The organism is Bacillota bacterium (assembly GCA_023511485.1).
In the GTDB taxonomy this organism is placed as follows: Bacteria; Actinomycetota; Aquicultoria; order Aquicultorales; family Aquicultoraceae; genus CADDYS01.
This window is the reverse complement of record JAIMBH010000036.1, coordinates 1-23,144: the sequence shown is the minus strand read 5'-3', so window position 1 is coordinate 23,144 and position 23,144 is coordinate 1. Positions and strand designations below refer to the sequence as shown.

Here is a 23,144-nt window from a genome sequence, read left to right as displayed (position 1 = left end):
AGTGGCAAAATGCACGCTTTTTTATCATCTATACTTCAGCTGCCTGGGGTTTTGCAAATTCAACTGATAAAGTCAGGGCAACGTAAAGAATTTGGGAGCTGTTGGGTAATACTTTATTAAAAGTAAGCAAAGGTGTGGATATGGAATCGAGCCAGACGGAAGGCTCTGCCTGGAGAGAACAGCTGGAGCGTGTACTGGAAATAATCGCGGAGGGCATTGTCATAGTTGGTCGTGATGGCAGATTTTTGTTTGCCAACGCCGCTGCAGAGAGAATACTTGGCCTAAAGCGAAGCGAGATTATAGGGCGAACATTTGCTGACCTAAAAATGAAAGTTACCACAATCGGGGGCGAACCTATATCTGAAGAGGACCTTCATTTCACGACAGTTATGCAAACAGGTAAACCTGTATATAACCTGGAGCATATGCATGAACGACCTGACGGAACTAAGGTGATTGTATCAGCAAGTGCAGTGCCGCTTTTTGATATATCTGGCAATATTTTAGTTGTTGTTAATTCGTTTACTGATATTACTGATCGTAAAAGGACAGAGGAAGAGCTAAGAGAAAGCGAGCGCAGGTTCCGCGAGATGCTGGAAAAAGCTGAGCTTGCTGCTGTTATGCTGGATACCCAGGGCAGGATTACCTTTATAAACGATTACCTACTTAACCTGACCGGCTGGCAAAGAGATGAGGTTATAGGCAGGAACTGGTTTAGCATATTTATTCCAGCAGAGCAGCAAGAACAACTTAAAGATTTCTTCTTTGAGTCACTTGCTAAGGGCGAGATACAAGCCCACTATAAAAACGATATTGTCACTAGTTGGGATGAGAGGCGCACTATATCATTTACTAACGTGCTTTTGCGCGATTTGCAGGGCAATGTTATCGGCACAGCAAGTATCGGGGAGGACGTTACAGAGCGCGAAAGGGCGGCTGAAGAGATTCGAGCATCAAGGCGACAGGTGTTAGATATCCTTGAAAGCATAACGGATGGGTTTGTTGCGGTTGATAATGATTGGCGCTTTACCTATGTAAATGCAAAGGCGGCGCAACTTTTAAGGAGAAGAAAAGAGGACCTTTTATTCAGGACAATATGGGATGAGTTTCCTGAAGTGGTAGATACTACGTTTGCAAAGGAATTCTTGCGGGCAGTCAGTGAGAACAAGCCTGTGGTATTCGAAGAATTTTACCCGCCGTTGGGTAGATGGTTTGAAGTGCACGCGTTTCCTTATAAGACGGGGCTTTCAATATACTTCCGGGATATTAGTGAGCGCAAGGAAAGGGAGGCTAAATACAAGAGAAAAGATGAGTTAAGTGACGTACTTAATAACATAGGCTCGATAGTCAACTCAGAGCTTCATTTTGACAAAGTTATGCAGGCAGTTATCTCAGACTCTGCCAAGGCCATAGGGGCAGAGGCGGCAGCAGTAAAGTTACGTGAGGGTGAATACTGGGTTGTAAAGTATGTATATGGGCTACCAGAGGACTTAATCGGGAAGCAGCTATCTGACAATGAAGCTAAAGCGGCGGCGCTGGTTTTGAAAACCAAAAACCAGCTCACGAGCAACGATACCTATAATGATGAGAGGCTAAACTCAAAGCTAATGGAGAAATATAGTATCCGCTCGCTGCTAGCAACTCCTTTAATAATAAAAGGGAGTGTTGCAGGTGTTCTTATTTTTAGTTATCGCTCAGCCCCAGTTTCCTTCACTGAACTTGAGGCGGATTTTGCAAGCAAGGTAGCCGTACTATTATCGCTTGTTCTTGAAAGTGCAAGACATTATGCTGCGGCACAAAACAGGCATAGGCTTAGCTCTGCAGATGACTCCTAGTTGACCTCTGGCTAATTTCAAAATTAGTCCTGTAATACTCTCCGATAACGGCTACAGATAAGGCAAAAGACCGCACGCAAGACCGGCATAAATTTTTGCGGTCATATTCTTTTTCTGGCCGCTACTTTCTGTTTATTAGAATTCCTTACATTTGGGAACATCTTCTCGATATAAACCGGACGAGGAGGATTATTTATGGCTGAAGGTAAAGTACGTGTTTGTGTAAACGGCTACGGTGTGATAGGTAAAAGAGTTGCCGACGCGGTTGCAAAGCAGGATGATATGGAGCTGGTTGGCATATCAGACATTGTTCAAGATTATCGCATTCGGGTTGCCGCGGAACGCGGGTATCCTATTTACGCATCAATTGCCGATAAAAGGTCGATGATGGAGGACGCCAACATTCCGGTAGAAGGAACTCTTGAAGAACTGCTTGGCAAGGTAGATGTTGTTATCGATTGCACGCCAAAAGGTATCGGCGCAAAAAACAAACCCATGTATGAGAGAGCGGGAGTTAAGGCAATCTTCCAGGGTGGTGAGGAACATGAGTTGACCGGCCTGTCATTTACTGCTCAGGTTAACTATGCTGAGGCGTTAAACAAGCAATATGCACGTGTGGTATCTTGCAATACAACAGGTCTTTGCCGGGTGCTAAACGCACTATATAAGCGCGGTTGGATCAAGCGCGCACGGGCAGTTCTCATGCGAAGAGGAACAGACCCCTGGGAGAGCCACAGAGACGGGATGATTAACACCGCTATCCCAGAGACAAAAGTACCCAGTCACCAAGGACCTGATGCCCAGACTGTTATAAAAGGGCTTGATATCACGACTATGGCGGGTGCCGGTCCGTACAACTTAAGCCACCTGCATTTTGCCATGGTAGAGACGACACGACCGGTCAGTCTTGATGAACTGCGCCATGCGCTCTGGGAAGAACCCAGGGTATCCTTTATACACTCCAGCAATGGCCTGGTGGCGCTCAATTCGGTGATTGAACTGATGCGTGACCTTGAGCGGCCTCGAAATGATATGTGGGAAGTTGCCGTTTGGGAGGATGCGCTAGCCGTTGATGAACGTGAGGTTTATCTCGCATTTCAGGTGCACAACGAGGCGATTGCAATACCGGAGAACATCGACTGCATCCGTGCAATAACCGGTATTATTGAAAACGGGCAGGAATCTATCGAGAAAACAAACCGCTCGCTTGGCATAGTTAAAAGCTTCCTGCCAAAGACTATGCCTGAAGAGGTTATACACATAGCGATGGGTAAAGCCATAGAGGAGGCGCAGCGCGAGTTTATGGAGGAAGGTTTCAAGGGCTCTGAGGAGCCGACAAAAGCCGAGCCAACGCCGCAGCAGCGCACAGCGTAAACCGCAAAATGGTTGATGATGGATAATGGTTTGAAATACCGCCTAGCGCCATAATCCTATTTTATAGCTCCTGGCGCTCCAGCACAAATGCTGCGGTCGAAACTATCAAAATTGAGAGTACGATTGATACTCCAATTGCAGGATAAGCTTTTGAAAACGCATGGGTTCCGGCAGCTACCTTAGTAGCCATAGCAGATAGAGCACCGGGCGAGTATTTATCAAAGCCATATCCCACGTTAGCCAGAATAGATAGCGTAAAGTATGAAAGCAACCCAAGGCCGCCTGCCCCTAACTGATTTTTCATAAGTACGCTGAAGAGGATAGTTGCTGACAGTATCAATAACCCATAGACTCCAAATGCTATTGATGATTGAGCAAGTGGCAGGAAGGGTGCCTTATCAAAAAGTAAAAACGTATACAAAAAAGTAGTGCCGACGCCTAAAGCTGCAGCTATTGCAAACAATCCTGCCTGCGCAAGAAATTTTGAAAAGACAATCGATGTTCGTGAAACCGGTTTAGTGACTACAAGAGCTAGAGTACCGCGCGCCTTTTCCTCTGCAACGAGGCCCATCGCCAAAAGTATTAGTGCAAGCATACCAAACTGGGAGAGGTTCTTGAGCCACTGAAGATAGGCATCTACCGGGGTTGGCTCTGGTATTTTTATTCCCTGCAGCGATATTCCCGAGGTGGAGTCAGCCTGCAAAGCCGCCTTTAGAATAGCGGGCAAAAACTTAGCAGTTACTGGACTGAGTATCCCAAGAAATATAAATATCAAAGGGATTAACCATATACGGTAGGTTTTAAATATCGCTTTGACTTCTTTTTTAAAAAAGATAAAGCCGCTCATCTGGATTCCCCCTGAACTAAGTTAACAAAGATGTCTTCTAGAGTAGTTTCCTTAAGGTCTAATCTTCTTAAGGGAAGGCCGGTATCCGCGATGATGCCTGCGATCTCAACCTGAGCGGCTTTTACATCTGATACGTTGATTGAGACCGTGTTCTTGTCGGTATCTACTGATGTTATCCAGGGGATTGACTTTAGCTTATTTGCCAGCAGTTCGGCGTTGGCATCCACTTCCACAGTAAAAACCGGTTTAACATATTTATCTTTAAGCTCCTGCAGACCTCCCTGAGCTACCAGGCGACCTCGATCGATTATCGCTACTGAGTCGCAAACTCTCTCGGCATCGGCAAGGATGTGAGTGGAGAAAAAAACTGTTTTCTCCTCAGAGAGAGATTTGATCATATCAAGAACTTCCTTACGCCCGATCGGATCAAGTGCTGAGGTAGGCTCATCCATGAGGAGAATAGCGGGATCGTTTATAAAAGCCTGCGCAATGCCGAGCCTTTGCTTCATTCCTCGTGAGAATGTTTCGATCGGCCGGTTATTACCTGATAGTCCAGCAGCATCGAGAAGTGAGTTAACCCGCTTTTTCAGGTCCAATCCGCTAAGGCCAAATAACTCTCCAGTGAAAGTAAGGTATTCCTTTGCTCTCATCCACCCATAAAAAGCAGGGACATCTGGCAAATATCCCATCAGCCTTTTAACCGGTACGCTATCCTTTGCTATATCATGGCCAAGAATTATTATTGAGCCGCTTGTTGGATATGCTAGACCAGCAAGCATCCTAGTTGTTGTCGTCTTGCCGGCACCATTTGGTCCTAAGAATCCGAAAACCTGCCCTTGGGGCACGTCGAGGTTAAGGTGGTCAAGTGCTTTAATTTTACCATATCGTTTCGTGAGGTCTCTTATCTCAACGGCATTCATGTTATTCGCTCTCATAGGGTTTTCTTGCTACGGTAAAGTAGAGGATTGGGCCAAGCAGGCCGAACGGGTATTGAAATAAGCAGATGATAAGTATTATAACCCAGAGCTTCTTGCCGCCGTGTATTGCTGTGTTATCCTGCTTTCTCAAGTTGATAAGCGCCGCGACTATGGCGCTTATCTGAATCACTACGATTGGGATGATAATTGCAAGAAATTGCTTAAGGGTAAGGCCGAACACTAGGACCTCCGAACCCGTGTTTGTTGCGATACCGCCCATTAATCCTCCAAAAACGTCTCGCGTTTTTTGTTCATGCAAAGAGCATAGCGCTAATTAATGCCGTGTTAACACGGTAAACCGTTTAAAATGCGGCTCTGTAAAGATGTGCCGGCTCCAAACAGTGCAGTTGTTAACGCTGCAGAGACACTCATATCTTTTATACGAGTGATACGAGTGTCTATGAGTATTATCCGCCATTGTGTTTCGCCCTTCAATAGGCAGGGAAATTACTCAGGGTGCTAATCTTAGGCTTGGGGTACTCAGAGCCGATTAGTTGCAATCTCGAAACAGTAGTCTTGATTCCATAAAGGATCCAACAAACGTAAAGAGCCAGACAAATAGCGAAAGTGCTGCGATATTGTATTTAGGGATATTTAGAAAGGGCAATAAATGGGAAAGTACCTGGTGATGTTATTGAGCTAGATAAGCCCAAGAATAAATCCCAAGGATAGCTTGGGCTTAACAAATCAGTAAATAATACTATAATAATGCTTAGCATAGGTAAGGCTAAGCAAGCAGAGTGAGCCTGTTTAGACTAGCCAGTATGGGTTGACTATGGAAGCCATTGTTTAAATTGGCATACTTAAGGGAAAAGAGTAGTAAATATACTATTCTGAGGGTAAGCCATGAAGGTTGCGTTGATACAGCCCGCACGTGACTATTATATTGGTTTTCAGCACGTCGCCATGACTGAGCCTCTTGGAATAGAGGCTGTTGCAGGTGCTCTGGGAGCACATGATTTATATCTGCTGGACATGCGGATTGATAAAAACCTCGAGAAGTTCCTCCTTAGATGTAAACCGGATGCCGTGGGTGTAGCAGTCCCATTTACTAACGCTGTTTATGCTGGCCAGGAGGTTCTTAAAACAGTCCGTAGGGTTCTTCCAAAAGCATACACGTTTGTTGGCGGACATCACGCGGCGCTTAATCCAACAGACTTTTTTGGCCGCTGTGATGTAATAGTAGCTGGTGAAGGAGAGCAAGTAACAGCTGAGCTATTAAGCTGTGTTGAAGATGGCAAGGATTTTTCTGACATCCCTGGACTTATGTTTATAAAGGATGGGGAGCCTTATTCCACTGGAGAGCGGCCGCTGATTGATAAGCTTGATAATTTGCCCTTGGTGAACCGCTCTATTGCAGCATCTTATGCGGAGAAGTATTTCTTCCGCGATATGGCTCCAGTAACTATGATTGAGACAGCACGCGGATGTCCGTATCGCTGTACTTTTTGTTCAGTTTGGAAATTCAACCGCGGACGTTATCGCCAGAAGAGCCCGGAGCGAGTTCTTGAAGAGATTAAGCAGGCCCCGACAGACAATGTCTTGTTTTCGGATGATAACTTTATGAGCAATGTGACGCGGGCAAAGAAGATAGCTAAACTGATTAAAGATTCTGGAATTAAAAAACGCTACGGCTGCCAGGCAAGAACTGATACTATAGCAAAACATCCCGAATTAATACGCCAGCTACGTGAGGCTGGTCTTAGCTGGGTTCTTATCGGGTTCGAGAGTTTTGATGAAGAGCACCTTGCAAAGTTGAACAAGAAGAACAACGTCGAGTCCAACATGGAGGCGGTTAAGGTGCTTCATGACAATGATATCGATATATGGGCCGCATTTATAGTCGACCCGGAGTTTGGACGAAAAGAGTTTCGCCAGCTCCAGAAATACATTAAGCGGCTCAAGGTTTCATCTTGCCAGATCACTGTGCTGACGCCACTTCCTGGAACGGATCTATTTAGAGAGAAACTGCATCAACTTACAAGCAGAAACTATGAGCTATTTGATTTTTTCCACGCCGTTCTTCCAACTAAGCTACCGCTAAAAGAGTTTTACCGAGAATTCTGCAAGCTTTACAGGCGGGTCGCTATTACTCCTAACATATTGGAAGCTTTCAAGTCGCCATCAAATTTCTCTATTAGAAATATCATGCAGGGGATACAAATATATAATAATCTGCTCAGGGCAAAAAGCTATCTGAAAGGACACTTGCAAGCAGAGCCTAAATATTAAATTAGGAGGAGGATAAAAATGCGGGTGCAAGGGGCAATCCGAGATCAGGTCAAGCGGTATACACTTGAGCATTCCCTTAACCTTGCAATCAAGTTAATCAGTAAAGCTTCCGACGACAATCTTATAAGGCTTACGTATTTACTTGAGAAACTTGCTCCCTCACGTACGGATGCAGGTTCAGTAAGGGTGGTAAGGGAGGCATTTCAAGCAGGGCACCCATCGATCGTTCTGGCGAAGAAGATAGGCAGAGAATTAAGCGATACCTATCGCCGTGGTATCGCAAGATTTATTATTCAAACGGTCTTTTTTGATGCGCACATCCGCGGAGAGTATGAAAAAAAATATGGTATTACGCCACCTTTTACTGTGCTGATAAGCCCAACTATGCGGTGTAACCTAAAATGTGCTGGGTGTTTTGCAGGTGAGTATAGCGAACGTGACGACTTACCTGCGGATGTTATGCAGCGGATAATTAGCGAGGGCAAGGAAATCGGCATAAGCTTCTTCACGATTCTTGGCGGGGAACCGCTTCTCTATAAGCCTCTTTTTGATATCTTGGAGCAAAACCCGGATGCATCGTTCCAAATATTTACAAACGCAACTACTGTTAACGAGCAAGTAGTCGAGAGACTGGGAAGGCTTGGGAACGCCATTCTTGTTCTAAGCATTGAAGGCATGCAAAAAGAGACTGATGAAAGACGCGGACGCGGAGTCTTTGACAAGATTATGCATGCGGCCGATATGCTGCGCGAATCGGGTGCTCCGTTCATGTTCTCAGCCACACTGACGAGGAAAAACGTTGACGTAGTTGTCTCTGATGAGTTTATCGATCTTATGATTGAAAAGGGTGCTATATTTGGCTGGTACTTTAGCTACATGCCGGTGGGGCGTGAGCCTGATATATCGCTGATGCCGACTCCAGAACAAAGGGACCTTCTCCGCAGGCGGGTTAGCCACTTGCGCTCAACAAAGCCCATACTTCTTATTGACTTTTGGGGGGATGGCCCGCTAACCAGCGGGTGTCTTGCAGGTGGACGCCAGTTTATGCACATAACGAATAAAGGTGACGTTGAGCCGTGTATCTTCTGCCATGTCGCAACGCATAATATAAAGGATTACTCTCTCGTGGAGGCCCTTAATTCTGACTTCTTTAAAGCTATTCGAAGAGCCCAACCTTTCGGGCATAACCATATCAGGCCGTGTCCGCTGATAGACCATCCCGGCGCCATGGCGGGTCTCGTAAAGCGATTTGGTGCTCGACCAACGCACGAAGGGGCCGATAGGATTTTAAACGAGTTTATACCCGAGTTGAAGGATTATGCTGCCAGGGTAAAGGAGCTTTATAAGGACGTGTGGGAAGAAGAGTATGGCTGGTATAAGGAATGGGTGATGAAATAGGCATAGGTATTTGCCTGCATGTACCTGGTCCGCCATTAAAACCAGTTTATACCCTTATTTTCTTATGCTTCTTTATTGATTTTACCGGCATATCTTTTGATTGATATCCTGACGGCTCTATAAGGGAATTTTACCTAGAAAAACTATTAAGGCGCATAGGCTAATTGTCCGTTTTGGGAAAGAACTTATGTAAAGGGCAGAAGCCAAAGCCAGAATCTGCCCAGAAACCAGAAGAAAACCGGAAAAGCCTCTCCTTGGCAGGAGGGGCGAAAAAAAGCAGGGTCTTCCGGGCTCTGGTTCCAGGGTTCTTAGGAATAGGGGTTGTTTGTGGTAAGTCTCATTCCCCAAGTCGGCCAGATTGGCTTGCGCCTGGCTATATCAAAACAGTACAGAAACCGCTATAGGCAAGTTATAAGGACTTTATTGAAACACGGCTTTGGTGTTTTGGTGGATCAACTTGGTCTCTCAAGGTATTTACCTTTCAGGATAATCCCCTTCAGGCATCGAGAGGCGGTCGAAGCTTATACTCAAGCCGAGCGCTTACGTATGGTGTTCGAGGAGCTCGGAACCACGTTTATAAAATTTGGCCAAATATTAAGCACACGAGTCGATCTACTGCCGTCTGAATACATATACGAATTAGGGAAGCTGCTGGATCAGGTTCCGCCTGCAAGAGCTGATCTTATAGAAGCGGAGATAGAGCGGGAATTAAATCGAAGCGTTAGTGAAATATTTGCTTACTTTGACGCTGAGCCAATGGCGAGCGCTTCAATTGGCCAGGTTCATGCTGCCAAGCTTAAAACTGGCGAGAGTGTAGTGGTAAAGGTGAAGCGGCCTGGAGTGCAAGATCAGGTTGCCATTGATGTGGAGATCATAACTGACTTGGCACGGCTTGCAAGCCGCCGCTTGCCAGCTGCAAAGAACTATGATTTTGAGGGAATAGCGCGGGAATTTACGCAAACGCTTCTTAGAGAACTTGATTATATACAAGAAGGTCGAAACGCTGACCGTTTTCGCGAAAATTTTGATGGCGATAAGCGAGTCTACATTCCGTATATCTACTGGGATTTTACAAGCAGCGGTGTTATCACTATGGAGCGTATATCTGGGTTGCGCATCAATGATAAGAAGGCACTAGAGGAAGCAGGGATCGATCCAAAAATTATCGCAAGGCAAAGCGCAGATATCCTTCTTGAGCAAGTCTTTAGGCACGGCTTTTTTCATGCCGATCCCCATCCCGCTAACTTCTTCGTTATGGAGGATGGGGTTATTGGCATCGTTGATTTTGGGATGACAGGATATATTGATCAAGAAACCAAGGCAAATCTAGTCGAGATTTTCATTGCAATTTTTCAGCAGGATGCGGATGCAGTTATCGATGCTTATGTCGATTTAGGTGTTGTGGGTCGTATCGAAAGGCTCGGGGCTTTAAGAAGCGATATACGTACGCTAATCATGAAATACTATGGTCTGACTTTAAGGCAGGTAAATGTGCGCGATGTTCTAAATGATGTGGTCTCCCTTGTCAGAAGATATAACCTTCGTCTGCCTGCAGACCTCGCACTTTTAATTAAAACTGTATCGATGGAAGAGAGCCTGGTCCTACAGCTTGACCCCAATTTTAATTTTGCCGAGGCTATGGCACCTTTTGCCAGAAGGGTATGGGAAGAATCTCGCTCGCCGCTAACTATTATCAATAGGGGGTTAAAAGCTCTTACCGAGTATGCTGATGTTGCATCGAGGGCACCCAGGCAAGTTCGGCGTATTTTGAATCAGCTATCAAGAGGAGAACTTACCGTTGTAATGCAGCAACCAAGATTAGATGAGGAGTTGCAGCGGGTGAACTTGATGGTCAACCGTCTTATCCTAGGAATTATAACGGCTGCTATTCTTACATCTGTGAGCATGCTCTTGCCTTTCTTAAACGACATTTTAAAAAGACGAAGGAAACGTAAAGTCTCCTAATCGACACCTCTCCTTCTTTGCGCCCTGCTTATCGTATATATTAAATATCATCGTTACAACTATCTACGAGGCTTGAGGGTGGGCAAGGTAAAATCAAGAGTAGACCCATATCTTTGGATTAAGTTACTGTAGTTTTTGTATAGTTTGTATAGGAACGTCCGCCGTCCTCTATTTTGGGTAAATAGGTTGCAGGTGATTTAATATGCATAAGCATGCTCATGAACACGAGAAGCAAAGAACCGTTGAATTAAGGCTGGAGAGAGTATCTGAGGTCCCAGGGTATGAAGGATTGCTTAAGACCAGACTAATGCGCAATCCAAGTGTGCTGTCCGCGGAAGTTGACCTGCAGAAAAGAATCGCAACAGTAACTTATGATCCCCATGGCATAACCGAGCGTCAAATAATACAGATAATTGATCAGACGTGTGAGGATGCGGATCATGGGATCCACGGTCATATCCACCCAGGAAACGCAAGAGTAGAGACAAAGATAGTCCATGAAGCCCCACAACACGAGGCGCATAACCACGTTGCACCAGCTTGGCAGTCAGAGTATGGTTTTGAGACTGAGCATGCCGCGCATGGTCCCGAGATGGTAAGAACTTTAAGGAACGCCTTTATCGTTACAGCCATTTTAACTGCAGTGGTCGTCTTTACTTCTCCAATAGGTGAGACGATAATCGGGCGCAGTATACCGCTTCCAATTGATCGCAACCTATTTCACTTTATATTCTCAACCCCTGCCGTGATCTATGGTGGATGGTTTTTCTTCACTGGGGCATGGCGTGCGCTCAGGCAAAGAACAACCAACATGGCGGTACTTGTTTCTGTGGCAGTGCTGGCGGCTTATCTATACAGCGTGGCGGCAACCTTTATATTTGGTGGCGAGACGTTTTATGAGGCGGCTACAATGCTACTTACCTTTGTCCTTTTGGGACACTGGCTTGAGATGGCGGCACGCAGCCGCACGAACGAGGCAATTGAATCATTGCTTAGTCTGGTTCCACCGACCGCAAATATTATCGTAGATGATCAGGTAAAAGAAGTGCCGGTTGAGCAGGTCAAGAAAGGGGATCTACTTTTAGTCAGGCCGGGTGAGAAGATTCCCGTTGACGGAATCGTTGTTGATGGTCGGACATCTGTTGATCAATCTATGATAACCGGCGAGTCGCTTCCTGTACCTAAAAATCCCGGCGACGAGGTCATCGGTGCGACTATCAACCAGGAAGGCGCGTTTCGCATGCGGGCAACCAAAGTTGGAGAGGACACGACGCTTAGCCAGATCATCGCTTTGGTTAAGAATGCGCAGATGACTAGAGCTCCCGTACAGCGAATTATCGATCGAGTTGCAGCATACCTGGTTCCTGTGGCAGTTGGTGGCGGTCTTCTTGCGTTTTTGGTCTGGCTTGGCTTTGCCGGCCAGGGATTACTATTTGCACTTACTGCTGGAATTTCAACGGTTGTGATTGCTTGCCCTGATGCACTGGCTCTTGCAACGCCTATCGCAATCGTTGTCGGCACCGGCGTTGGTGCACGAAACGGGATACTCTCAAAAAACGCCCTTGCGTTTGAGAGAGCGGCAAGGATTGATACTGTTCTTTTTGACAAGACAGGCACTTTAACTGTAGGTCAGCCAGAGGTAAAGGATATCGTCTCAGTTGGCGATCTCTCTAAAGATGGACTCCTGCGACTTGTTGCAGGACTTGAGATTGGCTCTGAACATACCATAGCAAAATCGATAGTTGCCTCTGCCAGGGAGCGAGGTATAACTAGTCTTCCGCAAGTCTCCGACTACCGTGCTGTGCCGGGCCGTGGTGCAATCGGCGTGATTGAGGGCCGTGAGGTTATGGTCGGCAACCTCGGCTACATGAAGGAAGAGAAGATCGATATAAGTAAAGTAGAGAGCGAAGCGAGGCGACTTGAGCAGGAGCACAAGACAATCATTTATATTGCGATAGATGGCAGCATAAAAGGTCTAATTGGCCTTGCCGATCGGATAAAGCCGGAATCAAAAGTTGCAGTACAAGAGCTGCAAGAGATGGGTGTCGATGTTGCCATGATAACTGGAGACAACAGAGCAACTGCTGAGTCTGTTGCAAAAGAGCTTGGCATCAAAACAGTCTTTGCCGAAGTTCTTCCCGCTCAAAAAGCCGAGAAGGTAAAGGAGTTGCAGAGCCAGGGGAGGCTCGTTGCAATGGTTGGAGACGGCATAAACGACGCGCCTGCGCTTGTGCAGGCTGACCTTGGTATTGCGATCGGTGCGGGAACCGATGTCGCAATCGAGTCGGGCTCGATAGTTCTTATGAAAAACGACCCAAGAGATGTACCAAAGGCGATTCGACTTGGCCGGATCGTTTTAGGAAAGATAAAACAAAATATCGCCTGGGCGATAGGATATAACGCTATCGCACTTCCGATTGCCGCCGGTGTACTTTACCCCGCATTTGGGTTGCTATTAAGCCCGCAAATTGCTGCTATCGCTATGTCAGCCAGTACAATTACAGTTACACTTAACTCACTTGCATTGAGTCGACAGGCTAGGTCGCTAACTTAATTCAATAACTCCTCATATAACTTAAACGTCTTATCTGCCATCTCATCCCTTTCCCATAACAAGCAATCCAAAGTTTATACCGCTATAACATCGAAAGGTCTGTGAATTAATCGATTTAGTATTGACTGCTAATTAGCAATATACTACAATCGCATATACTAAAAATAACAATAAAATTAAGTATGAAAAAGCGCTACTACAAAAGAGTAGCGCATGTAATACTTATAAAGAATCATATACAGGTAACTACTATTTCAATCCACCGCCTTATATAGTCAGGTTGGTTTTAGCGTTCTTTACAGTTTCATAAATCGCAACTACTTAAAATCGTATCTGCAATTTTCGCATGTAATTTTATTAGTTGCTCTGTTTGATTAAGGAGGCTTTAGCAAGGTGCGCACTTTATTTTTCAGCAAGAGGTTTTTGGTTTTTAGAACTGGTTTGGTCTTCCTGTTGGTGTTTCTACTTGTCTTTGAACTCGTCCCTCTTCCTCTGTTAAGCAGTCTGGGTAAGTATAGCTCATCTGTTGTGCAGGCTGCAATTAGTCAACCTGATAGCAGCACAACGTCTACCAGCCAATCTTCGGCTGAAAAAAATTCTTCCGAACAATCAAAAACTAATCCCCAGCCCAAGGAGATTATTGAGAAAAGAACCGCAACCACAAAGACATTTGACAAGGGCAATGGCACTTATGCCATGGAACTTTATTCAGCTCCTGTTCACTACCTTGAAAACGGCACTTGGAAAGATATCGATTCAAATATTAAGCAAAACAGCACTGGCGATTTTGAGAACACTGCGAATCGCTTTAAAGCTAAGTTTGCTCCTAAAAGCAAGTCACCAAACCTGTTCTCTTTTGAATATGATGGCGCTAAGGTAACTTACTCTTTAGCCGAGAGCCAAGCCGCTGATGTCACACCTAAGGTAGATGGCGACAGAATTACATACGAAAACATCCTTTCTGACACTGACCTTCGAGAGATGGTTTCAAGAAACGGCGTAAAAGAAGATATCATCCTTAAGAAATATACAGGTAAAAACACTTTTACCTTTGAACTAAAAGCGGCAGGTGTTAAGGCTGTAAAAGAAGCAGACGGCTCAATAAGTTTTTACAGAAAAGGGAAAGAGCCTAAAGAGAGGGTATTCTTTATCCCAAGGTCCTACATGGTCGACTCAAATATTGATCCCCAGTCAGATGAGCCGAAAAGATCAGACAACGTTACCGCTGACATAGTACAGAAGGGTGCAAGCACTTACATAACGATTACTGCAGATGATGCATGGCTAAAATCCCCTGAGCGGGTTTATCCGGTCTACATTGACCCTTGGACCTATATGGATAGGTCACAGGGAGATCCTGAAGGTGACTCTTATACTTCAACAATGTATCCAGACACTAACTTTGATAGAGATTGGAACGCCAGTGCTGGCTATTATCAAATGAAATGCGGCTATTATCCTGACGGCATAACGGGGACAAACTATCCCTATATACAGATCAATACCTCCCGGTTAAATGGAAAGCTTATTACCTTAGCGAATTTTAAGGTATTCTGCCAGCACTCATATTATGTTTATACCTTAACGCCAGTATGGCTAAATATCTGCACCAACTCGTGGAATGCCAATACGATAACTTATAATAATAGGCCTGGCGATTATGGTACTGGTATATCAACTTCGGTAGTCAGGGGAAACTGGGCTGTTTTTGACGTGACCTCTTTTGTTGGTTCCTGGACATCCGGTTGGTCAAACAATTTTGGCTTTATGCTACATGAGAATGGCAATGGACAAACCCATTGGAAGAAGTTCCGGTCCCAAGAGAATAACTACGACATACCACACCTATATGTAGAGTATTACGACCCACCGGGGATTAGCTCTGCACCATATGGCAATGCGGCAAACAGCAGCAACGGGTTTATAAATCTATCTTGGGATGCTGTGCCCGGTGCTACCGGTTACAAGCTGTGGATTTATAACGGCAGCTACTACGAATCTTTCGACGTAGGGAATACGACTAGCTGGTCCACGCAAGGCAGGGGAATCTGGCCGACGGCAAGCGAAATAGCTACTGGAAGGTATGCCTTACATCACGATGGTGCTGGCACAGAGCTTGCCGATGACCCAAGTCCGGTATATAGAAACTCGGGCGGTAGTTACCCTAATAATCAAAACTACTGGTTCAGAGTTTCTGCATATAACGCATATAGCGAAACAACTATATGGGCAAATGTCACTACCCCATATATCCCAGATAGAACAGCGCCTCCAGCCATAGCAAAATCAAGCGTGAGTCTTAGCCATACAAGGAATGCTGATGGCACCATAAACATTAAAACCGATTGGACAGGCATAAACGATTATATTACTGGCTCCAACTATGGAACAAACCATTATAACTTGGAACTTGAGAAGTTAGATGCCACAACAGGATCCAGCTTAGGGAAAGTAACAGCGACTCCAAGTCATACCGGAACTGGCACACATACCTATACCTTCTCCAATGTGCCGGGCGACTTACATTACAAAGTTCACATAACCACTTATGACAACAACGGCAACTTCCCTTATTCCGGCAGCATTAGCAACCCTGCCGCGACTACATCGGACCTTTACGATCCAGCGCCCCCAACTACCACATGTAGTCTAGAGGGAACTCTTGGAGAAAACGGCTGGTATACCTCAGATGTTACCGTAACTATTTCTGCAAGTGATGGACTGGGCTCTGGCATCTCTGGAACAGAATATAGCTTTGACAATACAAGCTGGATTGCCTATACCGCACCTTTTGTACTCTCAAGCGAGGGGATGACAACTGCTTATTACCGCTCAGCGGACAATGCTGGAAACGCTGAGGCAACTAAGAGCGAGATAGTTAAGATAAGTAAAATCCCGGTGGCTTATGCGTCACCCGCCGGTGGTGCATATAACTCCGCCCAGCAGGTAATGCTTTCTGCAAATAAGCCGGCTTCCATATACTACACGCTTGATGAAACAACTCCTACCGCATCGAGCACCCAGTACGTAGGTTTGCCAATTGACATCATCGTAACGACAACCCTTAAATTCATAGCTATCGATACAGTTGGCAACCAGTCTCAGATATATACCGAGACTTATACCATAGATACAGCTGCACCAACGGTTAACATCTCTTCACCTGCAGATGGATCGCTGACTAACGATGCAACCCCGCAGCTAGAATACACCGCTACCGATAGCGGCTCAGGAATATCAAGTATTGTAGCAAAAGTCGACGGGGCGACTGTAAGCAAGGTATCCGGAGATAGTCTAGATTCTCTCTCCGACGTTCAGCACACGGTAGTGGTTACCGCAACAGATGCCGCAGTAAACTCAAGCTCTGCTGCATCAACATTTACGGTTGATGCAGCCGTGCCGACTGCAAGTGCAACCCCAATCGGCGGCCTTTATAACTCAGCCCAGTCAGTCGATTTGGCGGCATCTAAGCCTGCCTCTATCTACTACACCACCGGTGGGACGACGCCCACCGCATCGAGCATTCAGTATATTGGATTGCCGATAAGCGTCCTGGGGACAACAACTTTAAAATTCATTGCAATTGATCAGGCAGGCAACCAGTCGCAGATATATACCGAGACCTATACAATCGACCTAATCTCTCCAGGCATTAGCATAACCTCACCGAGCAACGATTCTACGGTAACTGCAGAGGTAACCATTACGGCTTCTGGGAGTGACAATCTATCCCTAAGCCAAATGGGCTTAACAGTTAAAAAATATGGCACCAACGATATAATGGACCTTGGTACAAGGGACGAAACCGGAACAAGTTGTTCTGAGTCTTGGCACTTAGATACCGCAAAGCTAACCGATGGCGAGTATGTAATCACCTTATCCGCAACAGACACCGCCGGCAATTCAAGCTCTACCCAGGTAAATATTAAGGTTGCAAATATCCCGGAGAAAATAGGGCTTGGCTACTGGGGTATGTCGAACAATAGATACGGCAAGGTAAATATCGCTAGCGGAAACTTTGTCGTATCGCAAGCGGACGTCGATCTTCCTGGCCGGGGTCTTGGTACCGATGTTGTGAGAGTTTACAATAGTCAAGCCAAGATAAGCGGCCCATTAGGTTGGGGTTGGCGCCTTAGTGTGCCGGAGATATCCGAGTATAGCGATGGGTCAGTTGTTGTTATACGCGGAGATGCCACAAAGCTTCTTTATACTAAAAACATCGATGGCACGTATAAGCGACCTGCAGGCAGCTACGAGAGTCTCACGAAAAATGCTGACAATACTTTCACCTGGAAGTTTAAAGACGGCACCAAGTACATATTCAACAGGGCAAACAGGAAGGTAGCCGTGCAAGATAAAAATGGAAATACTGTTCTTTATCAATGCGACTCATCGAATAGACTTGCTAGTATCACCGACCCGTCCGGCAGAATTACAAACCTAAGCTATGATGCAATAACCGGTAAGCTCGCATCGGTTCAGGACTATACTGGGCGCACCTGGAGCTATACTTACGATGCTAACGGAGATCTTGTTCGGGTAACCGATCCACTAAATTACGGGCAATCGTTTGCGTATGATACCGAACACAAGCTCACCTCTATAACCGATGAGAACACCAATACCGCAAGCTTTACTTACTCGGGAAATAAACTTGCCACAGTAAAGGATCCCGCTCCGCTGAACAGCACAACAAGCTACGGCTATCCCGCCAGTGGTCAATTCGAAGAGACGGATGCAAGAAACAACAAAGCCACTTACGTGTATAATGCCAATTGGAATATAACATCAGTTACCGACGCCAAGGGAAACACCACAGAATTTACATATGACGAGAACTACAATGTTCTAACCAACAAGAACGCGCTTGGCAAGATAACCACCTACACTTACGATTCCAATGGCAATGTGTTAAGTGTGACTAATCCGCTAGGTGACACCGTCAGCTTTACCTACGACGCAGACAACAATATGCTTAGCAAAACTAATGCACGAAACTTTACGACAACCTATGCCTATGATAGCAGGGGCAATAAAATTGTAGAGACCGATGCGCTAAACAATATCACAACATACACCTACGACGAGTTTGGCAATATGCTCAGCATGACCGATGAGCTGGGACACAAGACCACCTACGCCTACGATGCCTATGGCAACCAAACAGGCTCGGCCGATGCTCAGAATCACACAACGAGCGCTGCCTATAATGCGCAGGGCAACAAGGTAAGTGATACCGATGGAAACGGCTTCACCACTAACTATGCTTACGATGTGCTGGGGCGCATGCTTAGCACAACCGACCCAGAGAACAAAGTAACGACCTACCAATACGATGGTGTCGGCAACAAGACCAAAGAGATTGATGCCAAGGGCAACCCGACTGCGTTTGAATACGATGTAGCAGGCAACTTAACAAAAGCAACCGATGCTTTAGGCCATGCCTCCACATACGCATACGACTCGGTAGGCAACAAGATAAACGAGAGAGATGCCGAGGGTAAAACTACCGACTACACCTATGATGAGCTAAACCGTATGCTCTCGGTAACTGTTGCCAAGCTAGATACTACTCCGACTGTGACCTCATATACTTATGATGCGGTTGGCAACAAACTTATCTCAAAGGATTCCAAGGGTGTTATAACCGCCTGGGAGTACGATGACATAGGCAGAGTAACTAAGCTCACCGAGCCGGGCAACAAAGTAACGCTTACCTCTTATGACAAAAACGGAAACGTCATATCCCAGACGGCGCCTAACACCAAGGTGACAACAAACGTCTATGATGAGCTTGATCGCTTAACTCAGGTAAATAACCCCGACGGCAAGACTGTAAAGTACACCTACGATGCCGAGGGCAACAAAAAGACTGTGGTCGACTCGCACGGAACGACCACCTACGAGTATGATGCATGCGATGAGCTAATCAAAGAGACAAAGCCGTCTGGTAAGACAATCACATACACGTATGATGCAACGCATAAGCTCTCAGGCAAAGTAGCAGATGGCAAGGGCGAAACCTACAACTATGACAAAAGCGAGAACCTGATAAGCATAGTGGAATCAAGCACGGGCACACACATAGCCGACTATACCTACGACGCCAACAGAAACAAAGCTACCGAAAGCCTTGGTGATGGGTCGAGCGCAACCTATACCTACGATGCCGCAAATAGAATTATAGCCCTTGATACCCTATATATAGATGGCGTTACTCCTGGAGGGCTTGTATGTACTTACTACGCTAATGACCAGATTAAATCCATCGGCAGCCCAAATGTTGAATGGCTCAGCGACACCTATGAGTACGACGCCCAAAACAGGCTCTCAAGGATAACTGCTTACACAGGACAAGTCACAGAATATACCTTCGACTCTGTTGGGAATCGCATACTAATGTCGGAGCCTTTTGATGGTGAGGTCTATAACACCACCTACACCTATGACACCGCCACTAACCAGCTACTAAAGCTACAAAGATGGGACGGCACAACTGTAGACTATGCCTATGATGCAAACGGCAACACTATCGGGCGCAAAAGATCCGGCGAGTCAACCGAGACTTTCGAGTACAATTCAGACAACCAGCTAACAAAGGTAACAAAGCCAAATGGTGACAAGATTCTCTTTACCTACGATGGAGACAACACAAGAACAAGCAAAACTATTGTCAAAACAGTAAACGGCACTACCACAACAGAGACCGTAAACTATCTCTACGAAGATGATCTCCTTGTAGCAGAGCTAGATCAAAACGGCAGCGCCATCTCCCGCTACACCTACGATGACAAAGGGGCACCAGTCTCTGTTGAAAGAGGGGGAGTTCGCTACTACTTCCACTTAAACATACTAGGAGACGTAGAGTGGATAACTAACGGGGCAGAAGAAATACAAGCATATGGCTATGACCCCTACGGCCACATAATAGATATAAAATCTGCCACATTTGATACCCCCTTTACCTACCGGGCAAAGTACGGCTACATCTACGACCAAGAGACTGGTCTTTATTTCCTAAAGAGCCGCTACTATGACCCGGAGATAGGCAGATTTACCACCAAAGACAGATTCGAGGGCTTTGAAGACGCTCCAGCATCTCAGCACCCGTATATCTACTGTGGCAACGACCCAGTAAATAAGGTAGATCCTGATGGGGAATGGTTCTGGGTCGCAGTAGGTGCAGCTTGGGGTGCCTTTGATGGTTATACATATGCCAAGGCGCATAATTATTCAGGATGGAAAGTAGCGGCTTCTATTGGTGTGGGTGCTGGTCTTGGCGCTGTAACTAGCTCTGAGCGACTAGGGTTGATGGCATTTAAGGGTGTTATGACAGCAGGACGTGTTGCGAATACCGCTCTAAAAGTAAAATATGCCGCTCGACTTGCTGATACGGCAGGTAGGAATGTTGTTAGGATTGATGAAGTGACTGAGATCGGTTTAAAAGGAAAGGCGCATTTTGAAAAAGCTGTACAAATGAAAATTCGAACACCCCATGTGCATAACTATACCCCTCGTATAAACCCAAGAGATACTAGTAAAATTAGTTATAAAGAATATGTACGCCCCGCAAAATGGAAGGACTTACGGGCTGCAAGGAAGGTAATTAAGAAGAGTCGCAGAGGTCGTAGATAAATATGATTCTTAAAAATATCGGAATAGAAGCAAATAAGCCTATCACGGAAGTTAAAGTTGATAATATCTTACTTGACTTACACAACATGGCAGACTTCCTTGGATATAGCTACGATGTTGATGGTCACACATTTGAGATGCTTTTTCTCTACAGCATGAGAACGGGTGAAATCTATCATCTGCGATTAAGATTTAACGCTGTCAAACACTTAGATGTCAGCCCCCGTGACTCAGAAATGCCTCCAGGAGAGGATAAAACTCTAGGGCATTTACATATGGAGACGGAGGGGGAAGAGTACATTGAATTTAGTTTCTGGGGCGGTATTAGGATCACAGTACAAGCTGATGAGGTTATAGCTACTTTAGAGCCTGTGAGCGGCTGGGGGTAGGGGAACGTCAGGCTGTGTGAAAACTCCCCTTTACTTTACTGCTTCTTAGGCCGGTTATTGGTATAATATTACCAGGTAAACCGGCCTAAAAGGAGTAGATATGGCATATATAAAAGGAACGGATAGAGAGCAGATAATACTATTTGAAAGATGCAATTGACGACTACATTGAAGAAGATAACATGGTAAGGTTTATTGACGCATTTGTGAGAATAGCCTTGATATGGTCTCCCTTGGATTCAAATATGCAGTAACAAAAGAAACCGGCAGACCCCCTTATGATCCCAAAGATATGCTAAAGCTATATATCTACGGATACTTAAACAGAATCCGTTCTTCAAGAAGACTGGAAAAAGAAACCCAAAGAAATGTTGAGGTTATGTGGCTTATTAAAAGACTTACCCCCGACTTTAAAACAATAGCTGATTTTAGAGCCACTAACACTGGAGCAATAAGGTCCGTCTTCAAATAGTTTACTCTTATGTGCAAGAGGCTTGACCTTTTTGGGGCCGAACTCGTTGCAATCGATGGCTCTAAATTTAGGGCATCCAACTCAAAGAAGAAAAACTTTACCAAGAAAAAGCTTCAAAGAACGATAAAAGAGATCGAAAAGAAGATCGATGACTACCTGGCCGATCTAGATGAGAACGACCAAAGTGAGACAGACTCCCCCAAGCCTACTGCTAAAGAGTTAAAGGAGAAAATCGATGTCCTAAAGGCAAGGAAAGATAACTACCAGAATCTACTTGAAGAGATGCAAAAAAGAAGATATAAACGAGCTGATCGCTAACAGATCCTGATTGCCGATCCATGATGAACAACCAAAGAGTTGAGCCCTGCTACAACATCCAGACAACGGTTGATTCAAAGAACAAGCTCATTGTTGATTTTGAAGCGACAAATGAAGCGGCTGACCAGCACAGCTTAAGCAAAATGGCAATAAGGGCAAAAGAAATACTTAGAGCGGACCAGTTAGAAGTAACGGCTGATAAAGGCTACTATGACAGCCAGGATATAAAGATGGCAGTTGATGCAAGAATAATTCCTTTCATTCCAAAGCCGGCAAGAAGTAGGCCAAAAGAAGAGAAGCTTTTTGCAAAAGAAGAATTTACATACGACAGGACAAAAGATGTATATATCTGCCCCACAAAACGGGAGCTTACCTTCTTAAAAAAAGTCGGTGATCGCGGAAGAAAAATGCGCCTTTACGAGAGACAAAGTTGTCCAAGCTGTACCCTCAAAGAAAAATGCACTAAAGCATTAAAAAGAACCGTTACCAGGTGGGAACACGAACATATACTTGAAGAAATGCAAGAGCGAGTACTTCTAAACCAAGACAAGATAAGAATTAGGCAGTGGTTATCAGAGCACCCCTTTGGAACAGTTAAAAGGTCTTTTGACCAGGGATTTATGCTACTTAGAGGACTAAAGAAAGTAAATACTTAAAGTCAGTCTCTCGTTTCTGGCCTACAACATAAAAAGAGTGATAAACATAGTTGGAATAAAGGATTTAATTGCTGCCGTAACATAAAGTGTGGTAAATAGTTACAACGAAAGGGCGGATAAATAGCGTAAAAAGCTGTTTTATCCGCCCTTGATCGGTTTTATGGAAATGTTTTTACACAGCCTGACGTTCCCCTAACCCTATTAGCACAGATAGCTGCATAGCTAATTTGTAAATTTGTAGGGACGTCCCCTAGGGATTGAATTCGCCTCTTTCTTGCGATATTTTCTTATCCTTCTCTCATATTGTCCCCGGCCAAATTAATTGAGCAATAACCCTCCGATTCTGGACAAATTAATTATTCCTCCAGTGGTATTTACTACCTTAATAATCCCCTGATTAATTTAAAATAATCGGTTCCTTGATCTAAGATAGAAAGAGAAGTTTTCCTAGAAAGGAGAAGCTCCCTTCCTCGTATCTTTTTAGCCGAAGGT

At 45.3% G+C, this 23,144-nt stretch carries 14 protein-coding genes; 11 read left to right on the top strand and 3 right to left on the bottom strand.

What is annotated here, in order from left to right; genetic code table 11:
* Positions 1-140 precede the first annotated feature (140 nt).
* Both K6T91_10375 and K6T91_10370 read left to right on the top strand, forming a co-directional pair.
* The gene (locus tag K6T91_10375) at positions 141-1,835 is read left to right on the top strand and encodes a PAS domain S-box protein (GenBank protein ID MCL6473193.1); all 1,695 of its coding nucleotides are present in this window, start codon (positions 141-143) and stop codon (positions 1,833-1,835) included.
* Positions 1,836-2,030: 195 nt separating this feature from the next.
* Entirely contained in the window at positions 2,031-3,209 is a 1,179-nt protein-coding gene (locus tag K6T91_10370) for a type II glyceraldehyde-3-phosphate dehydrogenase (GenBank protein ID MCL6473192.1), read from the top strand.
* Positions 3,210-3,270: 61 nt separating this feature from the next.
* Here the strand turns inward: K6T91_10370 and K6T91_10365 are convergent, their stop codons facing one another.
* From K6T91_10365 to K6T91_10355, 3 genes are read right to left on the bottom strand one after another with little or no spacing between them, the layout of a single operon-like run.
* Positions 3,271-4,056: an ABC transporter permease gene (locus K6T91_10365; GenBank protein MCL6473191.1), complete on the bottom strand. Its 786-nt coding sequence runs from the start codon at positions 4,054-4,056 to the stop codon at positions 3,271-3,273.
* Positions 4,053-4,976, bottom strand: coding sequence for an ABC transporter ATP-binding protein (locus K6T91_10360; protein ID MCL6473190.1), 924 nt, complete (start codon positions 4,974-4,976; stop codon positions 4,053-4,055). Before K6T91_10360 ends, K6T91_10365 begins: the two co-directional genes overlap by 4 nt.
* A 1-nt stretch (position 4,977) precedes the next feature.
* On the bottom strand, positions 4,978-5,253 hold the full coding sequence (locus K6T91_10355; GenBank protein MCL6473189.1) for a hypothetical protein: 276 nt from the start codon (positions 5,251-5,253) through the stop codon (positions 4,978-4,980).
* A gap of 626 nt (positions 5,254-5,879) precedes the next feature.
* On the opposite strand from K6T91_10355, the gene K6T91_10350 reads away from it, so the two are divergent.
* The 9 genes from K6T91_10350 (at position 5,880) to K6T91_10310 (ending at position 22,652) form a co-directional block, all read left to right on the top strand.
* Positions 5,880-7,265 (top strand): B12-binding domain-containing radical SAM protein, encoded by a 1,386-nt coding sequence (locus tag K6T91_10350; GenBank protein MCL6473188.1) that lies wholly within the window; start codon positions 5,880-5,882, stop codon positions 7,263-7,265.
* An 18-nt stretch (positions 7,266-7,283) separates the two neighbouring features.
* Entirely contained in the window at positions 7,284-8,663 is a 1,380-nt protein-coding gene (locus K6T91_10345; GenBank protein ID MCL6473187.1) for a radical SAM protein, read from the top strand.
* A 327-nt stretch (positions 8,664-8,990) separates the two neighbouring features.
* Positions 8,991-10,628 (top strand): AarF/ABC1/UbiB kinase family protein, encoded by a 1,638-nt coding sequence (locus K6T91_10340; protein ID MCL6473186.1) that lies wholly within the window; start codon positions 8,991-8,993, stop codon positions 10,626-10,628.
* 592 nt (positions 10,629-11,220) lie between these two features.
* Positions 11,221-13,182, top strand: a complete 1,962-nt coding sequence (locus K6T91_10335; protein ID MCL6473185.1) for a copper-translocating P-type ATPase — start codon at positions 11,221-11,223, stop codon at positions 13,180-13,182.
* A 393-nt stretch (positions 13,183-13,575) separates the two neighbouring features.
* Complete coding sequence (locus tag K6T91_10330) at positions 13,576-20,817, top strand: chitobiase/beta-hexosaminidase C-terminal domain-containing protein (protein ID MCL6473184.1); 7,242 nt, start codon at positions 13,576-13,578, stop codon at positions 20,815-20,817.
* 2 nt (positions 20,818-20,819) lie between these two features.
* On the top strand, positions 20,820-21,206 hold the full coding sequence (locus K6T91_10325; protein MCL6473183.1) for a hypothetical protein: 387 nt from the start codon (positions 20,820-20,822) through the stop codon (positions 21,204-21,206).
* Positions 21,207-21,429: 223 nt separating this feature from the next.
* Positions 21,430-21,678, top strand: coding sequence for a transposase (locus K6T91_10320; protein ID MCL6473182.1), 249 nt, complete (start codon positions 21,430-21,432; stop codon positions 21,676-21,678).
* 9 nt (positions 21,679-21,687) lie between these two features.
* The gene (locus K6T91_10315) at positions 21,688-21,996 is read left to right on the top strand and encodes a hypothetical protein (protein MCL6473181.1); all 309 of its coding nucleotides are present in this window, start codon (positions 21,688-21,690) and stop codon (positions 21,994-21,996) included.
* A 20-nt stretch (positions 21,997-22,016) separates the two neighbouring features.
* Complete coding sequence (locus tag K6T91_10310; GenBank protein ID MCL6473180.1) at positions 22,017-22,652, top strand: transposase; 636 nt, start codon at positions 22,017-22,019, stop codon at positions 22,650-22,652.
* The last annotated feature ends 492 nt before the right edge of the window (positions 22,653-23,144 follow it).

What these genes read in the sequence shown, in the direction of transcription:
- K6T91_10375 (MCL6473193.1), top strand. Translation starts at nt 141, where the DNA reads ATGGAATCGAGCCAGACGGAAGGCTCTGCCTGGAGAGAACAGCTGGAG.
- K6T91_10370 (MCL6473192.1), top strand. Translation starts at nt 2,031, where the DNA reads ATGGCTGAAGGTAAAGTACGTGTTTGTGTAAACGGCTACGGTGTGATA.
- K6T91_10365 (MCL6473191.1), bottom strand. Translation starts at nt 4,056, where the DNA reads ATGAGCGGCTTTATCTTTTTTAAAAAAGAAGTCAAAGCGATATTTAAA.
- K6T91_10360 (MCL6473190.1), bottom strand. Translation starts at nt 4,976, where the DNA reads ATGAATGCCGTTGAGATAAGAGACCTCACGAAACGATATGGTAAAATT.
- K6T91_10355 (MCL6473189.1), bottom strand. Translation starts at nt 5,253, where the DNA reads ATGGGCGGTATCGCAACAAACACGGGTTCGGAGGTCCTAGTGTTCGGC.
- K6T91_10350 (MCL6473188.1), top strand. Translation starts at nt 5,880, where the DNA reads ATGAAGGTTGCGTTGATACAGCCCGCACGTGACTATTATATTGGTTTT.
- K6T91_10345 (MCL6473187.1), top strand. Translation starts at nt 7,284, where the DNA reads ATGCGGGTGCAAGGGGCAATCCGAGATCAGGTCAAGCGGTATACACTT.
- K6T91_10335 (MCL6473185.1), top strand. Translation starts at nt 11,221, where the DNA reads ATGGTAAGAACTTTAAGGAACGCCTTTATCGTTACAGCCATTTTAACT.
- K6T91_10325 (MCL6473183.1), top strand. Translation starts at nt 20,820, where the DNA reads ATGATTCTTAAAAATATCGGAATAGAAGCAAATAAGCCTATCACGGAA.
- K6T91_10320 (MCL6473182.1), top strand. Translation starts at nt 21,430, where the DNA reads ATGGTCTCCCTTGGATTCAAATATGCAGTAACAAAAGAAACCGGCAGA.
- K6T91_10315 (MCL6473181.1), top strand. Translation starts at nt 21,688, where the DNA reads ATGTGCAAGAGGCTTGACCTTTTTGGGGCCGAACTCGTTGCAATCGAT.
- K6T91_10310 (MCL6473180.1), top strand. Translation starts at nt 22,017, where the DNA reads ATGATGAACAACCAAAGAGTTGAGCCCTGCTACAACATCCAGACAACG.